This is a genomic window from Brevirhabdus pacifica, assembly GCF_002797755.1.
GTDB classification, from domain to species: domain Bacteria; phylum Pseudomonadota; class Alphaproteobacteria; order Rhodobacterales; family Rhodobacteraceae; genus Brevirhabdus; species Brevirhabdus pacifica.
The window spans coordinates 1,852,567-1,871,912 of record NZ_PGFI01000011.1; the positions used below are offsets into that span (position 1 = coordinate 1,852,567).

Sequence of the window (19,346 nt, forward strand, 5' to 3'; positions counted from 1 at the left end):
AAATAAGTCATTCACCCCTGCGAGGGGATCAGTGCCAGACCTGACGCTGCAGCGACGCTCGTGACTTGATCTAGATCACAAAGCCGGGAAAATATAACGAAATAAATGACTTACAGAAATATGTCATCTGGTGCGCGGGCGCAGATCAAGGCTGCGGTCGCGAGGGTCAACCGAAGGGTTGACATATATCAATTGATTTGATGACATTTGTTAAGCGCGCAAAGTTGAAGGGGGACCGACATGCCCGATTCCGAATACCGGGATATTCGAAAGCTCGATCTCTTTACGCATATGGCGGATGATAATTTCACATCCTTGATGCGTGGCGCCTATGTGCAGAATTTCCCTGCGCAGATCGAACTGATCACTGAAGGAGAACCGAGCGATTTTCTTCATATCGTCATTTCGGGCTCGGTCGATCTGTTTTCGTCATGGAACGGTCGCGAGACCAGCATGGCGACTGTCCGCCCGATCTCGACCTTCATTCTTGCCGCGACGATCAAGGATGCGCCCTACCTGATGTCGGCCCGAACGCTGGAGAAAAGCCGGATCGCGCTGATCCCCAGTCAGGACGTGCGCGCGATCTTCGACGTCGACAGCAACTTTGCCCGAGCGATCGTCACGGAACTGGCACAGTGCTATCGCTCGGTCATAAAGGCGCAGAAGGATCTGAAACTCCGAACGTCGCTCGAGCGACTTGCGAATTACCTGCTCAGGCAACAAAGGCACGCCGGCGGCGGGGCCGCGTTCGAATTGGATTTCGAGAAGCGGCGCCTGGCCTCGGTGCTGGGGATGACCCCTGAAAATCTCAGCCGCGCCTTCAAGGGCCTGCAACCCTATGGCGTTACCGTGACCGGCACGCGCATCTCCATCGACAATCAGGCGGACCTTGAGCGCTTTGCGAAACCAAATCCACTGATTGATGACTTTTCAACCTGAGGGACTGACAGATGACAAAATCCATGCCTGGCGCCGCCGGAGACCTCGCCGAGGAATATCCCAGTGTCTGGAAAGCCTACGCCGCCTTGGGCAAGGCGACCGCCGATTGCGGCCCGCTGACGGACCGCGAGAAGCGCCTCGTCAAACTCGCGCTGGCAATTGGCGCGGGATCCGAAGGCGCTGTCCACTCGCATACCCGCCGGGCCAAGGCGGACGGGATAGAGGCTGAGGCGATTATACAAGTCGCGATGCTGGCCATCGGCCCGCTTGGCCTGCCCCGTGCCGTCGCCGCGAAGACCTGGATCGAAGATATCGAGGATTAGAACTCCGTTCGGCTGGGCGGTCTGTCACCGGGCCTTGGGACGCAACCGCTCTTCCTTTTGCAGGTCTTCGATCAGTCGATGGTTGGGGCAAAACCCCGGCGGCTTGCCACCGTCTGCGGTCTTGTCGAGCCAACGTCCGCAAGTCTCGTCCGCATTGCAGGAAACGCAGGTTTCGACACTGTGTCGCGCGACGCTTTCCAAATCCTGCGCTGCATGCAAAGCCGCCAAGCTCACTCCGCTTTTTGCAAACATGCGCCGACGCAACCGCATTCTTTTTTCGAAGGCTTCAATGGTGAGAGTATCGCTGTCCAATTTCAGCACGACGCGCCTCCAAGTTTATCCTTGAATTCATACCATAGTCGGCATCGCTTGTCGCCTCGTTCCGCAGCGTAGCCGACAACTTCATGCAAGTGGGTCGACGCCGAAAAGCCATGGGTGGAGCCACAGCAACGCAACATAAAGGCCAATTCCAATCGCAATTCGGGTCGCGAGACGTTGCCACGAGACAGGCAGGCAGAGGAACGGCCCGTCCAACACCCGATCACGCATCCGCTGCCACTCTGGCCCCATTTCGCGGCGCTTGCGCCGGTCGAACAGGCGACCGCCGAGGAGCGCGAAGGCGGCGAAGGTTCCGAACAGGATCACATGGGCCAGATCCCCGTTCGGCACGACATGGGCCGACGCCCAAAGCGCCAGCGCCAGAAGCAGCGGGTGACGCGACAACCGGACGATGCCGGGCCGTGAGGGGTCGAACCGGTCGTTGCGGGCGCCACCGAAAGAGAACGGGTTGGGCCGCGCGAACGACAACGCAAGGATCAGGCAGACAGGCCCCATGACGACCAGTGGGATATGGGCCTGCCATGGTGCCCAGTCCCACAGGATCACATGCGGCGCGCGGCCTGCCGCCGCGATCAGCCACGCCAGCACCGCGAACGACAGGGCGGAATAGGCCAGTGTGAAACCGGATGCTCCAAGCCGCGCCTGAAGCCAAGGCCGCAGTGGCGGTCGCACGGGCAAGGAATGCGACAAGAAGAACACGACATGGGCCAAGGCGAACTCGAACCATCCCATCGATGCGCGCCTCAGACCCGCTTGGCGGCGGGCAGGCGCAGCAAAAGCGCACCATAGACGACGGCAAAGCCCCCGAAGGCGACGATCCACGACAGCCCGGCCACCATGTGCAACGGGCCGGAGAACTCGGGGAATACGCCGCCCGTGACCCGCGTAAAGACGGACAGGATCAAGGCCAGATAGATCGCGACCGTGCCCGCCCCCGCCGTCAGCGCCTGCCCGGTATGGCCCAGCGTCGCGCGAGTCATCACAGCCAGCGTCATCAAACCGATCGCGCCTGCCATCCAGAAATGCTGCGCGCCCGCCATCCCGAAGGACCCCGGAGCCAAGATTTCCGCGGCCAGTGCCAAGGCTCCCAACGGAACGAAGGCATAGCCCGCGTGCAGCACCGTCACCAAAGGCTCGGCAAAGGTCCGGTGCCCGGCCCAACGGGCCAATCGCAGGGCATGCAACACGCTTGCAAGCGCAAGGGCCAGCCCGGTCAGCGTCCCGAGAGGCAGCGCAACCCACAGCAAAAGCGCCACTAGAAGAGCCGCGAGCGCCACCTTGTCGAAGGACTGCATCGGCGCCACGGGCAGGACGGCGCTGCGCCGTTTCACCAGCCAGTTGCGGGTGAAGGACGGCACTATGCGGCCGCCGATGACGGCGATCATCATGATGCCCGCGCCGAGGCCTAGCCGCAGGCCATAGCCTTGGGCCGCGTAATCGACCTTTGCCGCCTCCCAGTGGAAAAGTGCATTGCCGATGATGAAGGCCCCCAGCATCGCCAGCACGATCAGGTTGCGCCAGTTCTTGCCCGCCACGATCTCGCGCGCGATCAGAAGCGCAAAGACAACCGGAAACACGAGATCGACCATGGCAACTGGCAGCGCAGGAACGCTGCCCGAGACCGCAACCGCCACACGCCCTGCCAGCCAAAGGCCCGCGAGCATCCCGAGACGCCAGCCAACGATCGGCAAGCGCCCCGTCCAGTTTGGCACCGCGGTCAGTAGGAACCCCGCGATGACGGCGCCCAGATAACCGAACAGGAATTCATGCGCGTGCCATGACACGGGGTCGAAAGCGGTGGGCAACGTCAGGTGCCCCGACAGCATCGGCACCCAAAGTGCCATCGCCAGCGCTGCCCAGACCGCCGCGCCGAAGAAGAACGGGCGGAACCCGAAGGTCAGGATCGCGGGTCCGGTCCAGGCGCGCATCTGTTCGGTTGTGGTGGTCATCTGTGTGTCCTTGAGTCCGGCCTTGTTGCCGCGACGCCGTCCTCGGTCAGGATCAGGTCGAGCGGGATGTCATGGGGTTGCGGAAAGATCGTCGGCAGGCGGGCGGCGTTCAGCGCGATGCCGATGGTGATGGGGCGTGGTGTCAGCGCGGCCAGCGTCCGATCGAAATAGCCCCCACCCCAGCCCAACCGATAACAGTCGTCGGTCCACCCCAGGCAGGGCGCGAGCGCGAAATCGGGCACCAGCATATCGGCATCGGGCGGGGGAACGGGGATGTTCCAGTCGCCGCGCCCCAGCTTGGTCTCGGGTGTCCAGCGGCGAAACACCAGTGGCGCGGCGCGCGTCTCGACCACTGGCAAGGCGACGGTGACGCCCGCGCAGTGCAGATCGGTCAAGGTCGGGCGCAGGTCGGGTTCCCCCTTGATCGGCCAGTAGCCGGACAGGACGCATCCGCGTCCCACGCCACGCGTCGCAAGCACCCTCCCCAGATGCCCCGCGATTCTGTCCGAAACCTGCGCCCGCCCGGCCTGGCCCAGGCCCTTCCTTAGCCCGGCCAGCCGTACCCGTTCCGCCCGGCGCCAGCGCGCCACATCGCGCGCCTGCCCGGGATCAACGCCAAGCGGGTCGAAATACGCGGGATCGACCTCTCCAGCCATGCAAGGCGGCGAGGCATATGTCCCGCCCTTGGTCATCTTGCCGGCTCGAAGCGGGGGAAAAGCACGTCGTTCTCCAACGCAATGTGCGCGGCCAGTTCATCAAGCAACGTCGCCGTGCCGCCATAAAGCGACCGCCACGACCCGCAAGCATGTTCGGGCGGTGTCAGATCACCTGTCAGCTTGCGGATCAGCGCGATGGTCTCGGCGTGATCGTTATGGTCTGCGCGCATGACCGCAATGGGGTGTTCGATGCCCGCACCGCCGCCCGCGCGCATCGCCGGGAACAGGATCATCTCTTCCTTGGCCATGTGGTCTTCCATCTCGTGCGCAAGCCTGGCCAGGGCACTGGCAAGACCCTTCGGGGCGTCCGGATCATCGGCGTGAACCTGTTCGACGCGCTCGGCCAAGGGTACGAGCGAGGCCAGATCCACCCGGTGCATCTCGTGATAATTGGTCAGGATGTGGTCGATCAGGGCGCCGGTTTCCTGCGGCACTGCGGCGGTGGCATTGTCGTGCATGGCACATCCCTTCTGTGGTGAATCGTCGGAACAAGATGAATTGGCATTTGATTTACCGATTAGACCACAGTAATACGCATTGTAAATACCAAATCAGGAGCGCGACCATGCGCCTCACGTCCTTCACAGATTACGGGCTTCGCGTGCTGATGCGCATGGCTGGCACCCCCGATCGCGCCTTCACGGCCGCCGACCTTGCCGCCGAGTTCCGTATCTCGCGCAACCATCTGGCAAAGGTGATTTCGGCGCTTGCCGCGGCAGGTCTTCTGGAGACCCGGCGCGGCGGCGGGGGCGGCGCGATGCTGGCCCGCGCGCCCAAGGACATCCGTTTGGGCGATGTGGTGGCGGTGCTCGAGGCCGATCAAGCGCTGGTGGAGTGCTTTGCCTCCGACACCAACACTTGCACCCTAACCCCGCACTGCCGGTTGAAGGCGCGGCTGGTCCATGCCGAGGCGGCCTTCGTGGCCGATCTCAACCGCAGCACCCTTGCCGATTGCGCCTACCGCCCGGAAAGCGCCTGACGCGCCACCAGCGCGATGCCGCCCCATACCGTGCTGCGCAGGGCCAAGGCGAAAACGGTGCGCATCTCGAAAGCTCCACCCTGCGCCACATGCAAACCGAACGCCGCGAGGACCAACAGCGTTGCGGCGAAGATCGCCAGCGACAGGGGCCAGGCCCATCGCCGCCCCTGCCACAGGCCAAAGCCCGCGACGACATAGGCGAGCCCGGCGAGCGTGTTGAACCACAGCACAAAGGGTACGACTGCCCCCATGTCGGCTGATCCGAGCAATGTTCGGCCACCAGAGAAAACGGTCAGCACGCCAAAGGCAACCGCAACACCGCCCGCAACGCGGAGCGTCAGACTGGTTCTAGGCATCGCAAGCGCCCTCCTTCGCGCGTAGAACTTCCATCTGCACGTCAAACAGCCGCAACCCCTCAGGCACGACCGCAAAGCCCCGCGCGCCAAGCGTCCAGCGGATCGCGACACCCTGCACCAGCGAGGTCAGGAGGATGGCTATATCGTCGGGACTGACGTCGCTATGCAGGTCGCCCGCCGCCTGAAGGTCCCGGATCACGGCAACAAGGCGGACCTGCAAGGCGCCCAGAAGCGCGCGGAACACATCACGCAATGCCGGATTGTCGACCTGCAATTCGCGCGAGAACAGGATCGACGGCAGAGCGGGCGTCTCGGATATGGCTGAGAGCTGCGCACCGATGAGCGCCCTCAAGCGCGCGTCTGGCCCGGCGGCCCCGGCCTCGGCTGCGGCCCAGGAGCCTTGAAGCCGGTTCGCGATATCCTCGGCCACCGCCAACCAGAGCGCGCCCTTGGTGGGAAAATGTCGGAAGATCGCCGGCTGACTGAGACCGATGGCGCGCGCGACATCCGTGGTGCTGAGCCGGTCGGGTCCGATCTCGTCGGCCAGTCGCAGCACCTCGGCCACGATCTGTGTCTTTCGCTCTTCCGCGCTCTGACGACCGGACATGCATCACCTCTTGTTAGTTATAACTCACTAACATATACTACTGGCAACTGCAACCTCTATCCCGAGTCGCGCGCCCAGACCGAAAGGACCCCCGCCATGCCCGCCACAACCGCCCCGACCGGCTATTCCCGCCTGCAGATCGCGCTGCACTGGCTCGTCTTCGCGCTGATTGCGCAGCAATACCTTTTCAAGGACGCGATGTCGGCCGCTTGGGATCGCGTCACCGACGGGCTGGAGGCGGGGTTCGACCCGCTCGTGCTGGCCCATGTGGCGGGCGGCGCGCTGGTGGTGATCTTCGCGCTGTGGCGGCTGACGCTGCGCGCCCGGCGCGGCGTGCCTCCGGCGATCGAGGCGAGCAAGCTGCAGGGCATCCTCGCCAAGCTCACCCATGTGGGCCTCTACGCGCTGATGATCCTGATGCCGCTCAGCGGCTCGGTCGCGTGGTTTGGCGGGGTCGAGGCGGCGGCTCAGGGGCACAACGTGATGAAGATCGTCCTGCTGGCGCTGATCGCGCTGCATGTCGTCGGCGCGCTCTACCACCAGTTCGTGCTGCGCGACGGCACGCTGGCGCGGATGCGCCGGGCGCAATGCTGATCCCATGAGACTCGCCCCTCTCCTCGCCCTGCCGCCTATCGCGCTCGGCATTGCCGCGGCGGTCTGGATGATCTCATCGGCACCCGGACCGGCCCAGATCGAGGGCAGCGGACCCGCCCTGCCGGTCCGCGTGATGACGGTCGCGGCAGCAGACCTACGCCCGACCGCCACGGCGTGGGGCAACCTGCGGGCGGCCGAGACCTGGGTCGCCGTGGCCGAGGTGCAGGGCGAGGTGATCTGGCGCCACCCCGACCTGGAGCCCGGTCGCCTGATCCCCGAGGGAACCGAGGTGCTGCGGATCGACCCCGCTGACTACGAGCTGGCGCTGGCGCAATCGCAGGCCGACCTCACGGCCCTGGAGGCAGAGCGCGCGCAACTCGCGGCTGAGGCGGACAACACGCGGCGCATCCTTGCGCTGGAACGGGACCGACTGGCCCTGGCCGAGACCGATCTGGAGCGCACGCGGACGCTCGTCGCGCAAGGCACCATGCCGCAGTCGCGCGCCGACGAGGCCGAGCGCGCGACCCTTCTGGCCCGCCGCACGGTGGCGGAGCTGGAGAACACGCTCGCCCTGATCCCGTCCCGCGAGGCGCGGATCGCAGCACAGGTCGCGCGCAGCGAGGCCGCCATCGACCGTGCGCGCCGGTCGCTCGACCGCACGACCCTGACAACGCCGTTCAACCTACGGGTGACTGAGGTGACTGCGGAGCAGTTTCAGACCGTCGCCCCTGGCCAGGTAGTGATCCGTGCCGACGGCATCGCGGCGGCCGAGGTCGTGGCGCATCTGCCGATCGACAGTTTTCGACGGCTCGTGGGAGATGCAGCGGAAGGCATCTCCCTGGCGGACATGATGAGCGACTTGCCCGTCACGCGCATCGATGTGACACTCAGCCCGCTGTCGGACCCGACCCAAATCTGGACCTCCCGCGTTGTCCGGATCGAAGGCGCGCTGGATGCCCGTGCGCGCACCGTGCCGGTCGTGGTCAGGGTTGACGACCCCTATGAGGGCGCGGACCCGCCCCGCCGCCTGCCGCTGGTGCCCAACATGCAGGTACAGCTTTCCTTTTCGGGCGCTTCCATGACAGGCCTCATCCCGATCCCCGAGGCGGCGTTGCATGGCGACATGGTGCGTATCCTTGGCCCCGATGACTTGCTGGAATTGCGCCCCGTCACCGCCGCCTTTGCGCAGGATGGCCGCGTCGTTATCGCCGCTGGCCTGTCGCCGGGCGACCGCGTGGTGATCGACGACATCGCGCCGGCCATTCCCGGCATGTCCTTGACGCCGGTCGAGGCCCCGCAATGATCCGCTGGTTCACCGGCCACCCGACGGCGGGCAACCTGCTGCTTCTGTTGTTCCTTGCAGCGGGCATCTTTGCCGCGCCGGGCCTGTTGCGCGAAACCTTCCCCGATTTCCGCGCCGTCGAGGCCGAGATCACCGTGCCCTACCGGGGCGCTGCAGCCGAGGATGTGGAAGCCGCGATCTGCGCGCCGCTTTGGGACGGGGTGCAGGGGGTCGAGGGGCTGGAAACCTTCGCCTGCACGGCCCAAATTGGCCGCGCGCGGGCCGTGGCAACCATGGCGCCCGGTAACGATGCGCTGCGCTTCGTCAATTCGCTGCGCACCGAGGTTTCGGCCATCGACACCTTCCCTGACCGTGCCGATCCCGCGGTGGTACGCGAACTGCACCGCTCCGATCCGGTCACATCGGTCGCCATCTCGGGCGATCTGCCGCTGGGCGAACTGGATCTTTATGCCGACGCCCTGTCGGACCGCCTGACCGTCCTGCCGGGCGTTGCCAGCTTGACGCGCGGGGGCCTCGGCACCCGGACACTTTTCATCACCGCATCACGCCCTGTACTCGATAGCCACGGGCTGACGCCTGCCGCCTTGGCCGCCGCCATCGCCGCGCAGAACATCGACCTACCCGCGGGCACGCTGGAGGGACCGGGCACGGACCTGACCCTTCGCTTCACTGCTGAACGCGACACAGCCACGGCGCTGGCCACGATCCCGCTGCTGGTCCTGCCCAATGGCGCAACCCTGACGCTGGGCGATGTGGCGGAGATCGAGGAACGGTTCGAACCGCCGCAGGACCGGGCTTTTGTCGACGGGGTGCCTGCCATCCTGCTCGACGTATCAAAGGCGCTGGATGCCGACGCGCTTCGGGTGCTGGACGGCGTTGCCGCGCTGGTGGCCGAGGAAACTGCCCGCCTGCCGGACACGATCTCCGTTGAAGTGGTGCAGGACGTGACATCGATCATCCGCGACCGTCTGGTGATGCTGGTGCAGAACGGGGTGATCGGGCTGGTGCTCGTCGTCGTGGTGATGAGCATGTTTTTCCGCCCCGGCTTTGCGATCTGGGCCGCGATGGGTCTGCCCGTGGCCTTTGCGGGGGCTTTTGTCTGGATGGCGCTGACCGGGCTCAGCCTGAACATGATGACACTGGTGGCGCTTCTGATGGCGATCGGGATCGTGATGGACGATTCCATCGTGATCGCGGATTCCATCGCGGTGCATGCCGCCAAGGGCGCGACGGTGGAAAATGTGGCGGTAGGCGTCGCCGCCGTGGCACCCGGCGTGATCTCGTCCTTTCTTACGACCCTCGCCGTGTTCCTGCCCCTGGCCTTTCTGGCGGGCGAGTTGGGCGCGGTGCTCGAGGTTCTGCCGGTGGTCTTGCTGGCAGCCCTTGCCGCCTCGCTTGTTGAGGCCTTCCTGATCCTACCCCATCACCTGAAGGGCGGCATCAAGGACACTGCCCCCTCCCGCTTCCGCAAAGGCTTCGACGCGGGCTTTGACGCTTTTCGCGAAGGGGTCGGCGGTCTGGCCGATACCGCGATCAAGACGCGCTGGCTGGTCGCAGGGCTGGCCATCGGTGCCTTGATCCTGACCGTCGGCGCCCTAGGCGGCGGCATGATCAAGCGCGAAGCCATGCCCGAGATCGACGGCGACGTGCTCGAGGCGCGGCTGATGCTGCCTGCCGGCACCCCGCTGGCACGAACGGGCCAGGCCGTGGCACAGGTCGAGGCCGCGCTGGACCGCGTGAACGCCCGTCTGACACCCGAACAGCCCGAGGCGCAACCGCTCGTGATCCGCCGCATCACCCGTCTGGGCCGTAACCTGTCGGCGGGCGAGACCGGCGCCCATGTCGCCACCGTCGCGGTGGACCTTCTGGGCGCCGAGACGCGTAACAGCACGCTGGACGAGATCGTCACACTCTGGCGCGAAGAAATCGGCGCCCTGCCCGGCGTGAACTCACTGATCCTGACCGAGCCGGGCATCGGCCCGCAAGGCATCGCGGTCGAGTTGCGCCTGACCCACCCCGACCTCGCCACGCTGGAGGCCGCGGGCCGCGCCACTTTGGCGGAACTCGAAACCTATGCCGGTGTGCGCAACGCGATCCTCGACCTGCGCCTCGGCGCATCCGAATTACGGCTGAACCTGTCGCCCGGCGCCGAGGCCTTGGGGCTGACCGCCACAGATGTGGCTGGCCAGCTTCGCGCGGCCTTTCTCGGCACGCAGCTTGCGGAAATCCGGCGCGGCGATCTGGCCTCGGACCTTGAGGTGCGGCTGGCCGATGATGATCGCGTCAGCCCCACCGATCTGAGCAACTTCGAAATCGCCTTGCCCATTGGCGGTACCGTGCCGCTGTCCAGCATCGCCACTGTTGACGAGGCGCGCGGCTGGGGCACCATCACACGACGCAACGGGTTGCGCACACTGACCGTCGCGGCCGATGTGGACGGTCGCATTGGAAATGCCGACGCGATCACCGCACGGCTGTCCGAGAGCTTCCTGCCGGACCTCGCGGCTGCCACCCCCGGCCTGATCTTCGAGATCGGTGGGCAAGCCGCGAATTCCGCGGAAACCGTCGCCTCGATCCTGCGCGGATTCCTGATCGGGTTGGTGGGCATCTACATCGTCCTCAGCTTCCAGTTCCGCAGCTATGTCGAGCCACTCATCGTGATGGTCACCATCCCGCTCGCATTCCTGGGCGTGATCTGGGGCCATGTGCTGATGGGCTATAACATCTCGATGCCGTCACTGGTGGGGGCGGCCTCGCTTGCGGGCATCGTGGTGAATAACGCGATCTTATTGGTCGGCGTCATCAATGACCGCCGCGCCGAGGGCCTGTCCGCCGCATTGGCCGCCGGAGCGGCCGTTCGGTCGCGGTTCCGCCCGATCTTCGTGTCGGTCTCGACCACCATCATGGGGATGGCACCGCTGCTGCTGGAAACCTCCACCCAGGCCCAGACGCTCAAGCCGCTGGTGATCTCCGTGGTCTTCGGCCTGCTCGCAGCGACAGTTCTGATCCTGTTGGTATTGCCCGCATTCTATGCAGCGCTTGAGGATGTCCGGGGTAACCCAAGGTCACCCGACGTGACGGGGCCACGATCCTGACGCCGACAGGACCAGTCATCTTTTGGACCGCGAGTTTGATCTACTGCAAAGATCCCTGGCTTCGACCCGCTCATGATCGATACATGGAACATACAGATTCACTCAAGGCGCTTGGCCTTTTCGACGCGCGTGTCCCCCGGTACACATCATACCCCACCGCAGCAGTCTTTTCCCCGAACGTCGGCTCGGCTTTTCAGAAGCGGGCCCTTGAGACGTTGGATCCGGATGTTCCGGTATCGGTTTATATCCACATCCCATTTTGCGAGCGACTCTGCTGGTTCTGCGCCTGTCACACCCAAGGCACGCAAACCCTCGGACCGGTGGAAAGCTACGTCGAGACCCTCGAAGCAGAGCTGGACATGCTGCGCGGCACACTGCCTGATGGTTCGCGCATGGGACGGTTGCATTGGGGCGGCGGCACACCCACGATCCTGCCGCCACCGTTGATCCACCGACTGAGCAAGGCGATCCGCAGCGTCTTCCCCACGGCAGACGACTTTGAATTTTCTGTCGAAATCGATCCGACGATGGTCAACCGCTCCAAGATCGTTGCGCTTGCGGCGGAAGGCATGACCCGTGCGTCCATTGGCATTCAGGACTTCGATCCCGAGGTGCAGCAGGCGATCGGCCGCCTGCAACCATTCGACATCACGCGCGCCTGCGTCGAAGACCTGCGTGCCGCCGACATCACCTCGCTGAATACCGATCTGGTCTACGGCCTGCCGCACCAGACCCTGGCACGGCTCGAAGATACCATCGATAAGGTGCTGACATTTGCTCCGGACCGCATCGCTCTGTTCGGGTACGCGCATGTGCCCTGGGTGTCGAAACGTCAAAAGCTGATCGACGAAAGCGCCCTGCCGGGTGATCTGGCGCGGTACACACTTGCCACACGCGCCGCAGAGCGGTTCGTCCAGGCAGGACTGGCCCCTATCGGCATTGATCATTTCGCGGCCCCCGGCGATGATCTTGCGGTTGCCCACGATGCCGGGCGCTTGCGCCGCAACTTCCAAGGCTACACGGCGGACAGCTGCCAGACCCTGATCGGACTTGGTGCGTCCTCCATCTCGCGCTTTCCGGGCGGATACGTCCAGAACGCCCCGGCAACGGCCGCCTACAAGCAGCGCATAGCGCAAGCGATTTTTCCCGGATCGCGCGGCTACGAGATGACCGCAGACGATCATCTGCATGCGCGCGCGATCGAGACATTGATGTGTTACTTCACGCTTGATCTGGAAGATCTGAGCCGCGACTATGGTCCCCGCGCCTACACGCTCAGGCCTTGTCTGGAAGCCATCGAAACCCGTTTCAAGCCTTTCGCGAAATTAGTTGGACAGCGCATTAGCATTCTACCGGAAGGTCGATCGCTGACACGTATCATCGCCTCGATGCTTGACCAACACGTTCCAGAGGGAGTTCGCTACTCGCAGGCATCTTGAGACGTCATCATGTTTAGGAGCCGCGCCACATGTGGAGTCGGAGGATAAGTTTGCGTCAGCACAACCTTTGGAAAATTCCAGCGCATAGTCTGGTTTTCAAGGGAGGCATCAATGAACAAACCAAACCTCGACGACCCCGACCTGTCTCTGGCCGATCTGATGACCCATTGGCCCCGGACCATCCCCGTATTTATTCGCCACAGGATGCTCTGCGTCGGATGCCCAATAAGCCGCTTCCACACCGTTGCCAACGCTTGTGCCGAGTACCATCTGAATGGGAAGGATTTTTTAGCAGAGTTGAAGCAGACAATAGATCTTGAGTGAGCGTAATCTGCCAGGATCGGACACCGAGTAGTCCCGGGAGTGCGGGTCCTTTGAGAGCATGCGCAGCGAACGGCAGAAAGGTCCGCATCGGCGGCGCTGCGACGAGGCGCAGCGAAAGGTGGGTTTAGATTCCCCGACTTGACGCAGCCTTCAACGACCGCTTCCGTGATCTGCGCCGCGACGCAGAATTGAGCTGGCCGCAGCTGCGTGTCATGCTGGAGTTGCATCGTTTGGCTGCCGAACGACCGGAAAGTCCCGCGAAACGGACCCTACCAGCGCCAACTTCGAACGGCTGCTTTCAGCTTCGCGTCCAGCCCCTGCGAACTAGCCACTATCGATTTCTCGTCCCCGCTGAACACTATGAGCCCGCGAGCAAACTAACATCGGCCGACGCACCGATAAGCGTGCGACGCCGCGCGACATCACGCGATCGAAACATGAACATGTACTGCACACAACGCCTTTCAACCACTTGAAATCAGGACCTAATCGCGTCCATCCATCATCGGCGCCACGGAAAGGCGGGCGGCCCGGCGGACCTCCGACATTCCTTGCTTTGCTGGCTTTGCACTCATGATCAACGGACCCGCCTTCCTCGATTTCCGGGCCTTTTGCCCCCGTTTGGGGGGATGGTGCAAGAAAATGCTTCTATCCGGGCGAATTGCGGCGCCGCCCTGCCGCCCCGGCCAAGCCTGTCGGCGGTGGGTTCAGCGTCATTCCGCAGCGGTGGGATGCCTCACGGCCGCCCTGCGAAGGACGGCCGTGGGAGTTCGCGATCAGACCGCTTCGAGGGCGATTGCGATGCCCTGGCCGACGCCGATGCACATGGTCGACAGGGATTTCTGGCCCGGCTTCAGCTCCAGCATCGCCGTGCCGGTGATCCGGGCGCCCGACATGCCAAGCGGATGGCCAAGCGCGATTGCCCCGCCGTTGGGGTTCACCCGGGGGTCGTCGTCGGCGATGCCAAGCTCGCGCAGGGTGGCAAGGCCTTGGCTGGCGAAGGCTTCGTTGAGCTCGATCACCGCGAAATCCTCCTGCCCCAGCCCCAGGCGCGCCATCAGTTTTTGGGACGCAGGCGCCGGGCCGATGCCCATGATCCGCGGCGCGACGCCGGCGGTGGCCCCGCCCAGAACGCGGGCGATGGGTGTCAGGCCCTGTCTCTCGGCGGCCTCCTTCGTGGCAAGGATCAGCGCCGCGGCCCCGTCGTTTACGCCGGAGGCATTGCCCGCCGTCACGGTGCCGTCGGCCTTCACGAAGGGTCTGAGCTTTTGCAGCGCCTCGAGGGTGGTCGAGGCGCGCGGGTGCTCGTCGGCCTCCACGATGACCGGGTCTCCCTTGCGCTGCGGGATGCTGACCGGCACGATTTCCCGGGCCAGGCGACCGTTTGCCTGTGCCTCTGCCGCCTTGAGCTGGGATCGCAGGGCAAACGCGTCCTGGTCATCGCGGCTGATGGCAAAGTCCTGGGCCACGTTCTCGGCCGTCTCGGGCATGCTGTCGACGCCGTATTGCGCCTTCATCAGCTTGTTGACGAAGCGCCAGCCGATGGTCGTGTCATGGACCTCGTTGGCACGGGAAAAGGCCTCCGTCGCCTTGGGCATGACGAAGGGCGCGCGGGACATGCTTTCCACCCCTCCGGCGACGATCAGGTCGGCCTCGCCCGAACGGATGGCGCGGGCGGCGGTGATGACGGCATCCATGCCCGATCCGCAAAGGCGGTTCATGGTCATGCCTGCGATCGTGTCGGGATAACCCGCCAGCAGAAGCGACATGCGCGCCACGTTGCGGTTGTCCTCGCCGGCCTGGTTGGCACAGCCGAAGATCACCTCGTCGATGGCGCCCAGGTCCAGACCGGGGTTCCGCTTGGCCAGGGCCCTCAGCGGGATCGCCCCCAGGTCGTCGGCCCGGACCGGGGAAAGTGCGCCGCCGTAGCGGCCGATGGGCGTGCGGACATAGTCGCAGATGAAAACCTCGGTCATCAGATCCCCTCCGGCACGACGATGGCACCGACCTCGCCCTCGATGTGCAGCCGGGCGCCGGTCACCGCCTGCAACTCCTCAAGGCTGATCGCCGGCAGCTTGTCGCGCAGCACGAACCGCCCCTCGGCGATGTCGATCACCGCCAGCGAGGTATAGACTCGGGTCACGCAGCCCACGCCTGTCAGCGGAAAGGTGCACTCCTCGACCAGTTTCGGGCCGCCGTCCTTGGTGACATGGTCGGTCACCACCGCCACGCGCCTTGCGCCATGCACCAGGTCCATGGCCCCGCCCACGGCCGGAACCCCCTTGGACCCCACGCGCCAGTTCGCCAGATCGCCGTTCTGCGCGACCTGGTAGGCGCCCAGCACGGCAAGATCCAGATGCCCGCCCCGGACCATGGCGAAGCTGTCGGCATGGTGGAAAAAGGACGCGCCGGGATTGAGGGTGATCGCCTTCTTACCCGCGTTGATGAGGTCCCAGTCCTCCTCCCCCTCTGCGGGGGCCCGGCCGAAGCCCAGCACGCCGTTCTCGGTGTGGTAGGTCACGTTGCGACCCTCGGGCTGGAACTTGGCGATCATCTCGGGAAAGCCGATCCCGAGGTTCACATACGAGCCGTCCTCGAGGTCCTGCGCGGCGCGCCACGCGATCTGGGCATTGCTCAGCTTGTCTTCCATCAGATTGAAACCGGACATCAGTAGATCACTCCCGTGCGGACGAGCATTTCTTCTTGCTGGGGTTCGGACACCTCGACGACCACGTCGACAAAGATGCCGGGGGTGATGACCGCCTCGGGGGCGATGCTGCCGGGGGCGCCCAGGTTCGAGACCTGCGCGATCGTGCGATCAGCGGCCATGGCCATCAGCGGGTTGAAATTGCGGCCCGCCAGCCGATAGGTCAGGTTGCCCGCCTCGTCGCCGTCATGCCCCTTCACCAGCGCAAAGTCGGCCTTCAACCACCGCTCGCGCACGTACATCTTGCCGTCGAACTCCTCGCTGGGCTTGCCCTCGGCCAGTTCGGTCCCGAAGGAGGTCGGGGTATAGAACGCGGGAATACCGGCGCCGGCAGCGCGGATACGTTCGGCAAGGGTGCCCTGCGGGACCAGTTCCAGTGCGATCTCCCCGGCCAGGTATTTCTCGTTGAAGGCCTCGGCGTTCGAGCTGCGTGGGAAGGAGCAGATCATCTTTCCGACCATACCCGCCTTGATCATCGCGGCGATCCCGATGGAGCCGTTGCCCGCGTTGTTGTTGATCAGGGTCAGGTTGCTTGGGCTGCCGGTGGCCCGAAAACGATCGATCAGCGCATGGATAAGCTCGATCGGGGCGCCGGAGCCGCCGAAGCCGCCGATCATGATCTGGGCGCCGTCGGGGATATCCGCGATCGCGTCGGCGACGCTGGGCGAAACCTTGGTCATGAGAGTCCTCCTTGGATTGGTCCCGAGATACTCCCGGCCCACCCACCAAGGCGAGGGCGTTTGTTCACATGTTGATATTTGTTCAAATGGCGCATATCAGCGTTCACATGTTGACGAAGCCGACAGATTACATCGCGTCGCTGGCCAAGGGGCTGAAGGTGATCGAGGCCTTCGGCGCCGACACCCCGCGCCTGTCCATTGCCGAGGCTGCTGCCGCCAGCGGCTTTGACCGCGCCACCGCCCGCCGCGTGCTGCTTACCCTGCACCGCGAGGGCTACGCCGATTACGACGGAAAATTCTTCACGCTCACCCCGCGCATCCTGCGGCTGGGGATCGCCACCCTCGCCTCGATGCCGCTTTCGCGCATGGTACAGCCCTGGCTGGATCAGCTGACCGAACAGATCGGGCAAAGCTGCTCGGTCGCGATCCTGGACTTGAGAGAGATCGTCTATATTGCCCGCGCGGCCCAGACCCGCGTGATGTCGATCGGGCTGATGCCCGGCTCGCGCCTGCCTGCCCATTGCACATCGCTGGGGCGGGTCCTGCTGGCCGCCCTGCCCCGCGACGAAGCGCAATCGATCATCGAGACCTCGGACCTTGCCCCCCGCACCCGGTTCTCGCTCACCGAACCGGGGGAGGTGATGGCCCGGATTGCAAAGGCGGGCGAAGACGGTTTCGCCATCATCGACCAGGAGGTGGAGCTTGGCCTGAGGTCCGTCGCCGTCCCGCTTTTCGACCGGCACGGCAAGGTGGTCGCCGCCCTCAACACCGGGCTTGCGGCAAGTCAGATGGAGGTGCCCGAGATGGTCAGCCAGCTTCTTCCCGCACTTCTGAGGGTTCAGTCGGGCCTGCGCCGGGTGCTCTAGGCCGACTGGCGGAACCTCAGCCCTCGGCGCTTGCCAATGCTGGCAGGTGAACCGCGTAATCGCCCAGAAGCGCGGAGTATTCATTCAGGATCGCGGGCACCAGAACCTTTCTGAGGGCCGGCAGAAGCCTTTGATCCAAGGTCTTGGAGACCACAAAATAAAGCGTCCGCGACAGGCGTGAACAGTCGATGGGACGGGCGCAGATCAGACCCTTCCGCGCCTCTTCCGCCATGGCTCCATAAGGCATGATGCTTGTCGCCGCCCCCTGCTGCACAAGCTTCTTGATGGCCGATTGGGACTGGACCTCGAAGGCGACGGTCATGTCCAGCGTGTAGTGCTGCGCCGTCTCGTCGACCATTTGCCAGATCATGTCCCGATGGCTCAGCAAGGCCAGGTTCGGGGTCAGCGCCTCTTCCAGCGAGATAGGCTGCCAGCTTTTCTCGGGATCCGGCGCGCTGACAAAGAACAGCCGCTCTTCCAGCAGCGCATAGCGCGAACTGTGATCGTCCTCGGCGATGTTGAACGCGAGCGCACAGTCGATCTCGGCGGTCTCCAGCGCCGAAACCAGGCGAAAGGACAGACCTTCCACGAACTGGACGGCCGCGACCTTGCCGATGGTCCCGGCCAGGTCGAAGACGCGCGCCCCCAGAAGATCCATGACGCTGGGGGTCAGCCCCATATTGACCCGGGGGCGGCCCGGGTCGGCAAGCTCGCGGATGTCCTGCACCGTATCGTCCAGCAGCTTCTGGACCTGGCGGGCGCGCTCGGCAAAAAGGCGGCCGGCTTCGGTCAGCCCCACCCCCCGCGAATGGCGGGTGATGAGTTCGGTGCCCAGCTCCTCCTCGAGATTCCTGATCTGAAGACCCAGGGCCGTCTGCGCGATATTGAGGGATTGCGCAGCCCGGCTGAGATTTTCTGTCTCTGACGCTTTGATGAAATATTTCAGCTGCTTGAGGTTCATTCCCGCCCCGTTCCGTTCAGGCCCATGCGCCCAGCCCAAAGATTTTCTTTGGGCTATATTCCATATTCTATGTTGGACGGCACGTCCAGCGGCAGGCACCCTTCCATTCGACAGGCGCGCGCGGGCCCGCGCCAGGAAAATGATGTGGGGGGATGCCAATGCGCAAGACGATCAACTTCGGATGCTGGGATTACGATCGGATGGCCCCGATCATGGATGGGCGGGTCAGGCCCCAGGGCATCGACCTGAACTTTCTGAACATGCCGGTCGAAGAGACGTTCTTCCGCATGCTCAGGAACCAGGAATTCGAGGCCTCCGAGCTTTCGCTGTCGTCCTATGTCGTCTCGCTGCACAAGCCCGAGCGGCCTTTCGTTGCCATTCCGGTCTTCCCCTCCCGCTTTTTCCGCCACAGCTCGATCTACGTGAATGCGGATAGCGGCATCGACCGGCCCGAGGACCTCGTGGGCAAGCGCGTCGGCTGCCCGGAATACCAGATGACGGCCCCGGTCTGGATCCGCGGCATCCTCAGCGACGATTTCGGCGTCAACGTCGACTCGGTGACCTATTACACCGGCGGCGAGGAAGAGCCGAACCGCAGCGAGAAGCTGAAGCTCGACCTGCCCGACAACATCAAGGTGGTGCCGATCGGCCCCGACAAGACCCTGTCGCAGATGCTTCACGACGGCGAGATTGACGCCCTCTACACGGCGCGCAAGCCAAGCACCTATTCCGGGCCGAACGGCAAGGTCCGGCGCCTGTTCGAAAACTTCCCCGAGGTCGAGAAGGCCTATTTCGCGCGCACCGGCATCTTTCCGATCATGCACACGGTCGGCATCCGGCGCGCGGATTACGAGGCCGACCCCTGGATCTGCCAATCGCTGCTGAAGGCCTTCAGCGAGGCCAAGGACATCACCATGCAGAGCCTGTCGGAAACGGCGGCCCTGAAGGCGATGCTGCCCTGGGCGGCCGCGCATTTCGAAGAGGCGCAAGCCACGCTTGGCCCCGACTACTGGCCCTACGGATTCGACAGGAACCGCGAAACGATCGCGACCTTCCTGCGCTACTCCCACGAGCAAGGGCTGTCCCCGCGCATCCTGGAGCCCGAGGAGATCTTCGCCAAGGAAACGCTGGAGGCCTTCGTGATCTGAAGCGCCATCCAGACAAAGATG

General features: G+C 64.4%; 21 protein-coding genes. 10 read left to right on the forward strand and 11 right to left on the reverse strand.

Annotated elements, in window-relative coordinates; translation table 11 throughout:
• The first annotated feature begins 240 nt into the window (after nt 1-240).
• Together CLV77_RS08950 and CLV77_RS08955 are read left to right on the forward strand one after the other, a co-directional pair.
• A complete protein-coding gene (locus CLV77_RS08950) occupies nt 241-939 on the forward strand; it encodes a cyclic nucleotide-binding domain-containing protein (RefSeq protein ID WP_076980861.1) in 699 nt (232 codons plus the stop codon).
• A gap of 11 nt (nt 940-950) precedes the next feature.
• Nucleotides 951-1,262 (forward strand): carboxymuconolactone decarboxylase family protein, encoded by a 312-nt coding sequence (locus tag CLV77_RS08955; protein ID WP_076980860.1) that lies wholly within the window; start codon nt 951-953, stop codon nt 1,260-1,262.
• A gap of 24 nt (nt 1,263-1,286) precedes the next feature.
• Here CLV77_RS08955 and CLV77_RS16335 read toward each other — a convergent pair whose 3' ends face one another.
• The 5 genes from CLV77_RS16335 to CLV77_RS08975 all read right to left on the reverse strand — a co-directional run bounded on the left by CLV77_RS16335 (nt 1,287) and on the right by CLV77_RS08975 (nt 4,724).
• Nucleotides 1,287-1,583, reverse strand: a complete 297-nt coding sequence (locus CLV77_RS16335) for a DUF6455 family protein (protein WP_143815086.1) — start codon at nt 1,581-1,583, stop codon at nt 1,287-1,289.
• Nucleotides 1,584-1,664: 81 nt separating this feature from the next.
• Nucleotides 1,665-2,273, reverse strand: coding sequence for an NnrU family protein (locus CLV77_RS08960; RefSeq protein WP_425319785.1), 609 nt, complete (start codon nt 2,271-2,273; stop codon nt 1,665-1,667).
• A 71-nt stretch (nt 2,274-2,344) separates the two neighbouring features.
• Nucleotides 2,345-3,550, reverse strand: a complete 1,206-nt coding sequence (locus CLV77_RS08965) for an NnrS family protein (RefSeq protein ID WP_076980858.1) — start codon at nt 3,548-3,550, stop codon at nt 2,345-2,347.
• The gene (locus CLV77_RS08970; protein WP_083707947.1) at nt 3,547-4,206 is read right to left on the reverse strand and encodes a 5-formyltetrahydrofolate cyclo-ligase; all 660 of its coding nucleotides are present in this window, start codon (nt 4,204-4,206) and stop codon (nt 3,547-3,549) included. The genes CLV77_RS08965 and CLV77_RS08970 overlap by 4 nt, the downstream gene beginning before the upstream one ends.
• 32 nt (nt 4,207-4,238) lie before the next feature.
• Entirely contained in the window at nt 4,239-4,724 is a 486-nt protein-coding gene (locus tag CLV77_RS08975; RefSeq protein ID WP_076980856.1) for a hemerythrin domain-containing protein, read from the reverse strand.
• A 107-nt stretch (nt 4,725-4,831) separates the two neighbouring features.
• On the opposite strand from CLV77_RS08975, the gene CLV77_RS08980 reads away from it, so the two are divergent.
• Nucleotides 4,832-5,245: an RrF2 family transcriptional regulator gene (locus CLV77_RS08980; RefSeq protein ID WP_076980855.1), complete on the forward strand. Its 414-nt coding sequence runs from the start codon at nt 4,832-4,834 to the stop codon at nt 5,243-5,245.
• Here the strand turns inward: CLV77_RS08980 and CLV77_RS08985 are convergent.
• Together CLV77_RS08985 and CLV77_RS08990 are read right to left on the reverse strand one after the other, a co-directional pair.
• The gene (locus tag CLV77_RS08985) at nt 5,224-5,601 is read right to left on the reverse strand and encodes a hypothetical protein (protein WP_076980854.1); all 378 of its coding nucleotides are present in this window, start codon (nt 5,599-5,601) and stop codon (nt 5,224-5,226) included. The genes CLV77_RS08980 and CLV77_RS08985 overlap by 22 nt on opposite strands.
• Nucleotides 5,594-6,166, reverse strand: a complete 573-nt coding sequence (locus CLV77_RS08990; protein ID WP_233128111.1) for a TetR/AcrR family transcriptional regulator — start codon at nt 6,164-6,166, stop codon at nt 5,594-5,596. Before CLV77_RS08990 ends, CLV77_RS08985 begins: the two co-directional genes overlap by 8 nt.
• A gap of 138 nt (nt 6,167-6,304) precedes the next feature.
• On the opposite strand from CLV77_RS08990, the gene CLV77_RS08995 reads away from it, so the two are divergent.
• From CLV77_RS08995 to CLV77_RS09015, 5 genes are all read left to right on the forward strand, one after another.
• Nucleotides 6,305-6,802: a cytochrome b gene (locus CLV77_RS08995; protein ID WP_076980852.1), complete on the forward strand. Its 498-nt coding sequence runs from the start codon at nt 6,305-6,307 to the stop codon at nt 6,800-6,802.
• Between the two features lie 4 nt (nt 6,803-6,806).
• Nucleotides 6,807-8,105, forward strand: coding sequence for an efflux RND transporter periplasmic adaptor subunit (locus tag CLV77_RS09000; RefSeq protein WP_085047356.1), 1,299 nt, complete (start codon nt 6,807-6,809; stop codon nt 8,103-8,105).
• Nucleotides 8,102-11,200, forward strand: a complete 3,099-nt coding sequence (locus CLV77_RS09005; RefSeq protein WP_076980850.1) for an efflux RND transporter permease subunit — start codon at nt 8,102-8,104, stop codon at nt 11,198-11,200. Before CLV77_RS09000 ends, CLV77_RS09005 begins: the two co-directional genes overlap by 4 nt.
• An 83-nt stretch (nt 11,201-11,283) precedes the next feature.
• Nucleotides 11,284-12,639, forward strand: a complete 1,356-nt coding sequence (gene hemN / locus CLV77_RS09010; RefSeq protein ID WP_076980849.1) for an oxygen-independent coproporphyrinogen III oxidase — start codon at nt 11,284-11,286, stop codon at nt 12,637-12,639.
• 111 nt (nt 12,640-12,750) lie between these two features.
• The gene (locus CLV77_RS09015) at nt 12,751-12,963 is read left to right on the forward strand and encodes a DUF1858 domain-containing protein (protein WP_076980848.1); all 213 of its coding nucleotides are present in this window, start codon (nt 12,751-12,753) and stop codon (nt 12,961-12,963) included.
• Between the two features lie 776 nt (nt 12,964-13,739).
• Here the strand turns inward: CLV77_RS09015 and pcaF are convergent.
• Genes pcaF through CLV77_RS09030 form a run of 3 tightly spaced genes read right to left on the reverse strand, consistent with a single transcriptional unit; the run spans nt 13,740 to nt 16,350 of the window.
• A complete protein-coding gene (pcaF, locus tag CLV77_RS09020) occupies nt 13,740-14,939 on the reverse strand; it encodes a 3-oxoadipyl-CoA thiolase (protein WP_076980847.1) in 1,200 nt (399 codons plus the stop codon).
• Nucleotides 14,939-15,613: a CoA transferase subunit B gene (locus CLV77_RS09025; protein ID WP_425319788.1), complete on the reverse strand. Its 675-nt coding sequence runs from the start codon at nt 15,611-15,613 to the stop codon at nt 14,939-14,941. The genes pcaF and CLV77_RS09025 overlap by 1 nt, the downstream gene beginning before the upstream one ends.
• A 17-nt stretch (nt 15,614-15,630) precedes the next feature.
• Complete coding sequence (locus CLV77_RS09030) at nt 15,631-16,350, reverse strand: 3-oxoacid CoA-transferase subunit A (protein ID WP_076980845.1); 720 nt, start codon at nt 16,348-16,350, stop codon at nt 15,631-15,633.
• 107 nt (nt 16,351-16,457) lie between these two features.
• Here CLV77_RS09030 and CLV77_RS09035 point away from each other — a divergent pair, with 107 nt between their 5' ends.
• The gene (locus CLV77_RS09035; protein ID WP_076981225.1) at nt 16,458-17,216 is read left to right on the forward strand and encodes an IclR family transcriptional regulator domain-containing protein; all 759 of its coding nucleotides are present in this window, start codon (nt 16,458-16,460) and stop codon (nt 17,214-17,216) included.
• Nucleotides 17,217-17,232: 16 nt separating this feature from the next.
• Here the strand turns inward: CLV77_RS09035 and CLV77_RS09040 are convergent, their stop codons facing one another.
• Nucleotides 17,233-18,177, reverse strand: coding sequence for a LysR family transcriptional regulator (locus CLV77_RS09040; RefSeq protein ID WP_076980844.1), 945 nt, complete (start codon nt 18,175-18,177; stop codon nt 17,233-17,235).
• 158 nt (nt 18,178-18,335) lie between these two features.
• On the opposite strand from CLV77_RS09040, the gene CLV77_RS09045 reads away from it, so the two are divergent.
• Nucleotides 18,336-19,325: a 4,5-dihydroxyphthalate decarboxylase gene (locus tag CLV77_RS09045; RefSeq protein ID WP_076980843.1), complete on the forward strand. Its 990-nt coding sequence runs from the start codon at nt 18,336-18,338 to the stop codon at nt 19,323-19,325.
• Nucleotides 19,326-19,346: the final 21 nt, after the last annotated feature.

Bases quoted from the DNA above. Each gene is read 5' to 3' on its own strand.
- CLV77_RS08955 (WP_076980860.1), top strand. From the start codon at position 951: ATGACAAAATCCATGCCTGGCGCCGCCGGAGACCTCGCCGAGGAATAT.
- CLV77_RS09030 (WP_076980845.1), bottom strand. From the start codon at position 16,350: ATGACCAAGGTTTCGCCCAGCGTCGCCGACGCGATCGCGGATATCCCC.
- CLV77_RS09040 (WP_076980844.1), bottom strand. From the start codon at position 18,177: ATGAACCTCAAGCAGCTGAAATATTTCATCAAAGCGTCAGAGACAGAA.
- CLV77_RS09000 (WP_085047356.1), top strand. From the start codon at position 6,807: ATGAGACTCGCCCCTCTCCTCGCCCTGCCGCCTATCGCGCTCGGCATT.
- CLV77_RS09035 (WP_076981225.1), top strand. From the start codon at position 16,458: ATGTTGACGAAGCCGACAGATTACATCGCGTCGCTGGCCAAGGGGCTG.
- CLV77_RS08980 (WP_076980855.1), top strand. From the start codon at position 4,832: ATGCGCCTCACGTCCTTCACAGATTACGGGCTTCGCGTGCTGATGCGC.
- CLV77_RS09045 (WP_076980843.1), top strand. From the start codon at position 18,336: ATGCGCAAGACGATCAACTTCGGATGCTGGGATTACGATCGGATGGCC.
- hemN (WP_076980849.1), top strand. From the start codon at position 11,284: ATGGAACATACAGATTCACTCAAGGCGCTTGGCCTTTTCGACGCGCGT.
- CLV77_RS09025 (WP_425319788.1), bottom strand. From the start codon at position 15,613: ATGGAAGACAAGCTGAGCAATGCCCAGATCGCGTGGCGCGCCGCGCAG.
- CLV77_RS08950 (WP_076980861.1), top strand. From the start codon at position 241: ATGCCCGATTCCGAATACCGGGATATTCGAAAGCTCGATCTCTTTACG.
- CLV77_RS08995 (WP_076980852.1), top strand. From the start codon at position 6,305: ATGCCCGCCACAACCGCCCCGACCGGCTATTCCCGCCTGCAGATCGCG.
- CLV77_RS08965 (WP_076980858.1), bottom strand. From the start codon at position 3,550: ATGACCACCACAACCGAACAGATGCGCGCCTGGACCGGACCCGCGATC.
- CLV77_RS08985 (WP_076980854.1), bottom strand. From the start codon at position 5,601: ATGCCTAGAACCAGTCTGACGCTCCGCGTTGCGGGCGGTGTTGCGGTT.
- CLV77_RS09015 (WP_076980848.1), top strand. From the start codon at position 12,751: ATGAACAAACCAAACCTCGACGACCCCGACCTGTCTCTGGCCGATCTG.
- CLV77_RS09005 (WP_076980850.1), top strand. From the start codon at position 8,102: ATGATCCGCTGGTTCACCGGCCACCCGACGGCGGGCAACCTGCTGCTT.
- pcaF (WP_076980847.1), bottom strand. From the start codon at position 14,939: ATGACCGAGGTTTTCATCTGCGACTATGTCCGCACGCCCATCGGCCGC.
- CLV77_RS08970 (WP_083707947.1), bottom strand. From the start codon at position 4,206: ATGGCTGGAGAGGTCGATCCCGCGTATTTCGACCCGCTTGGCGTTGAT.
- CLV77_RS08975 (WP_076980856.1), bottom strand. From the start codon at position 4,724: ATGCACGACAATGCCACCGCCGCAGTGCCGCAGGAAACCGGCGCCCTG.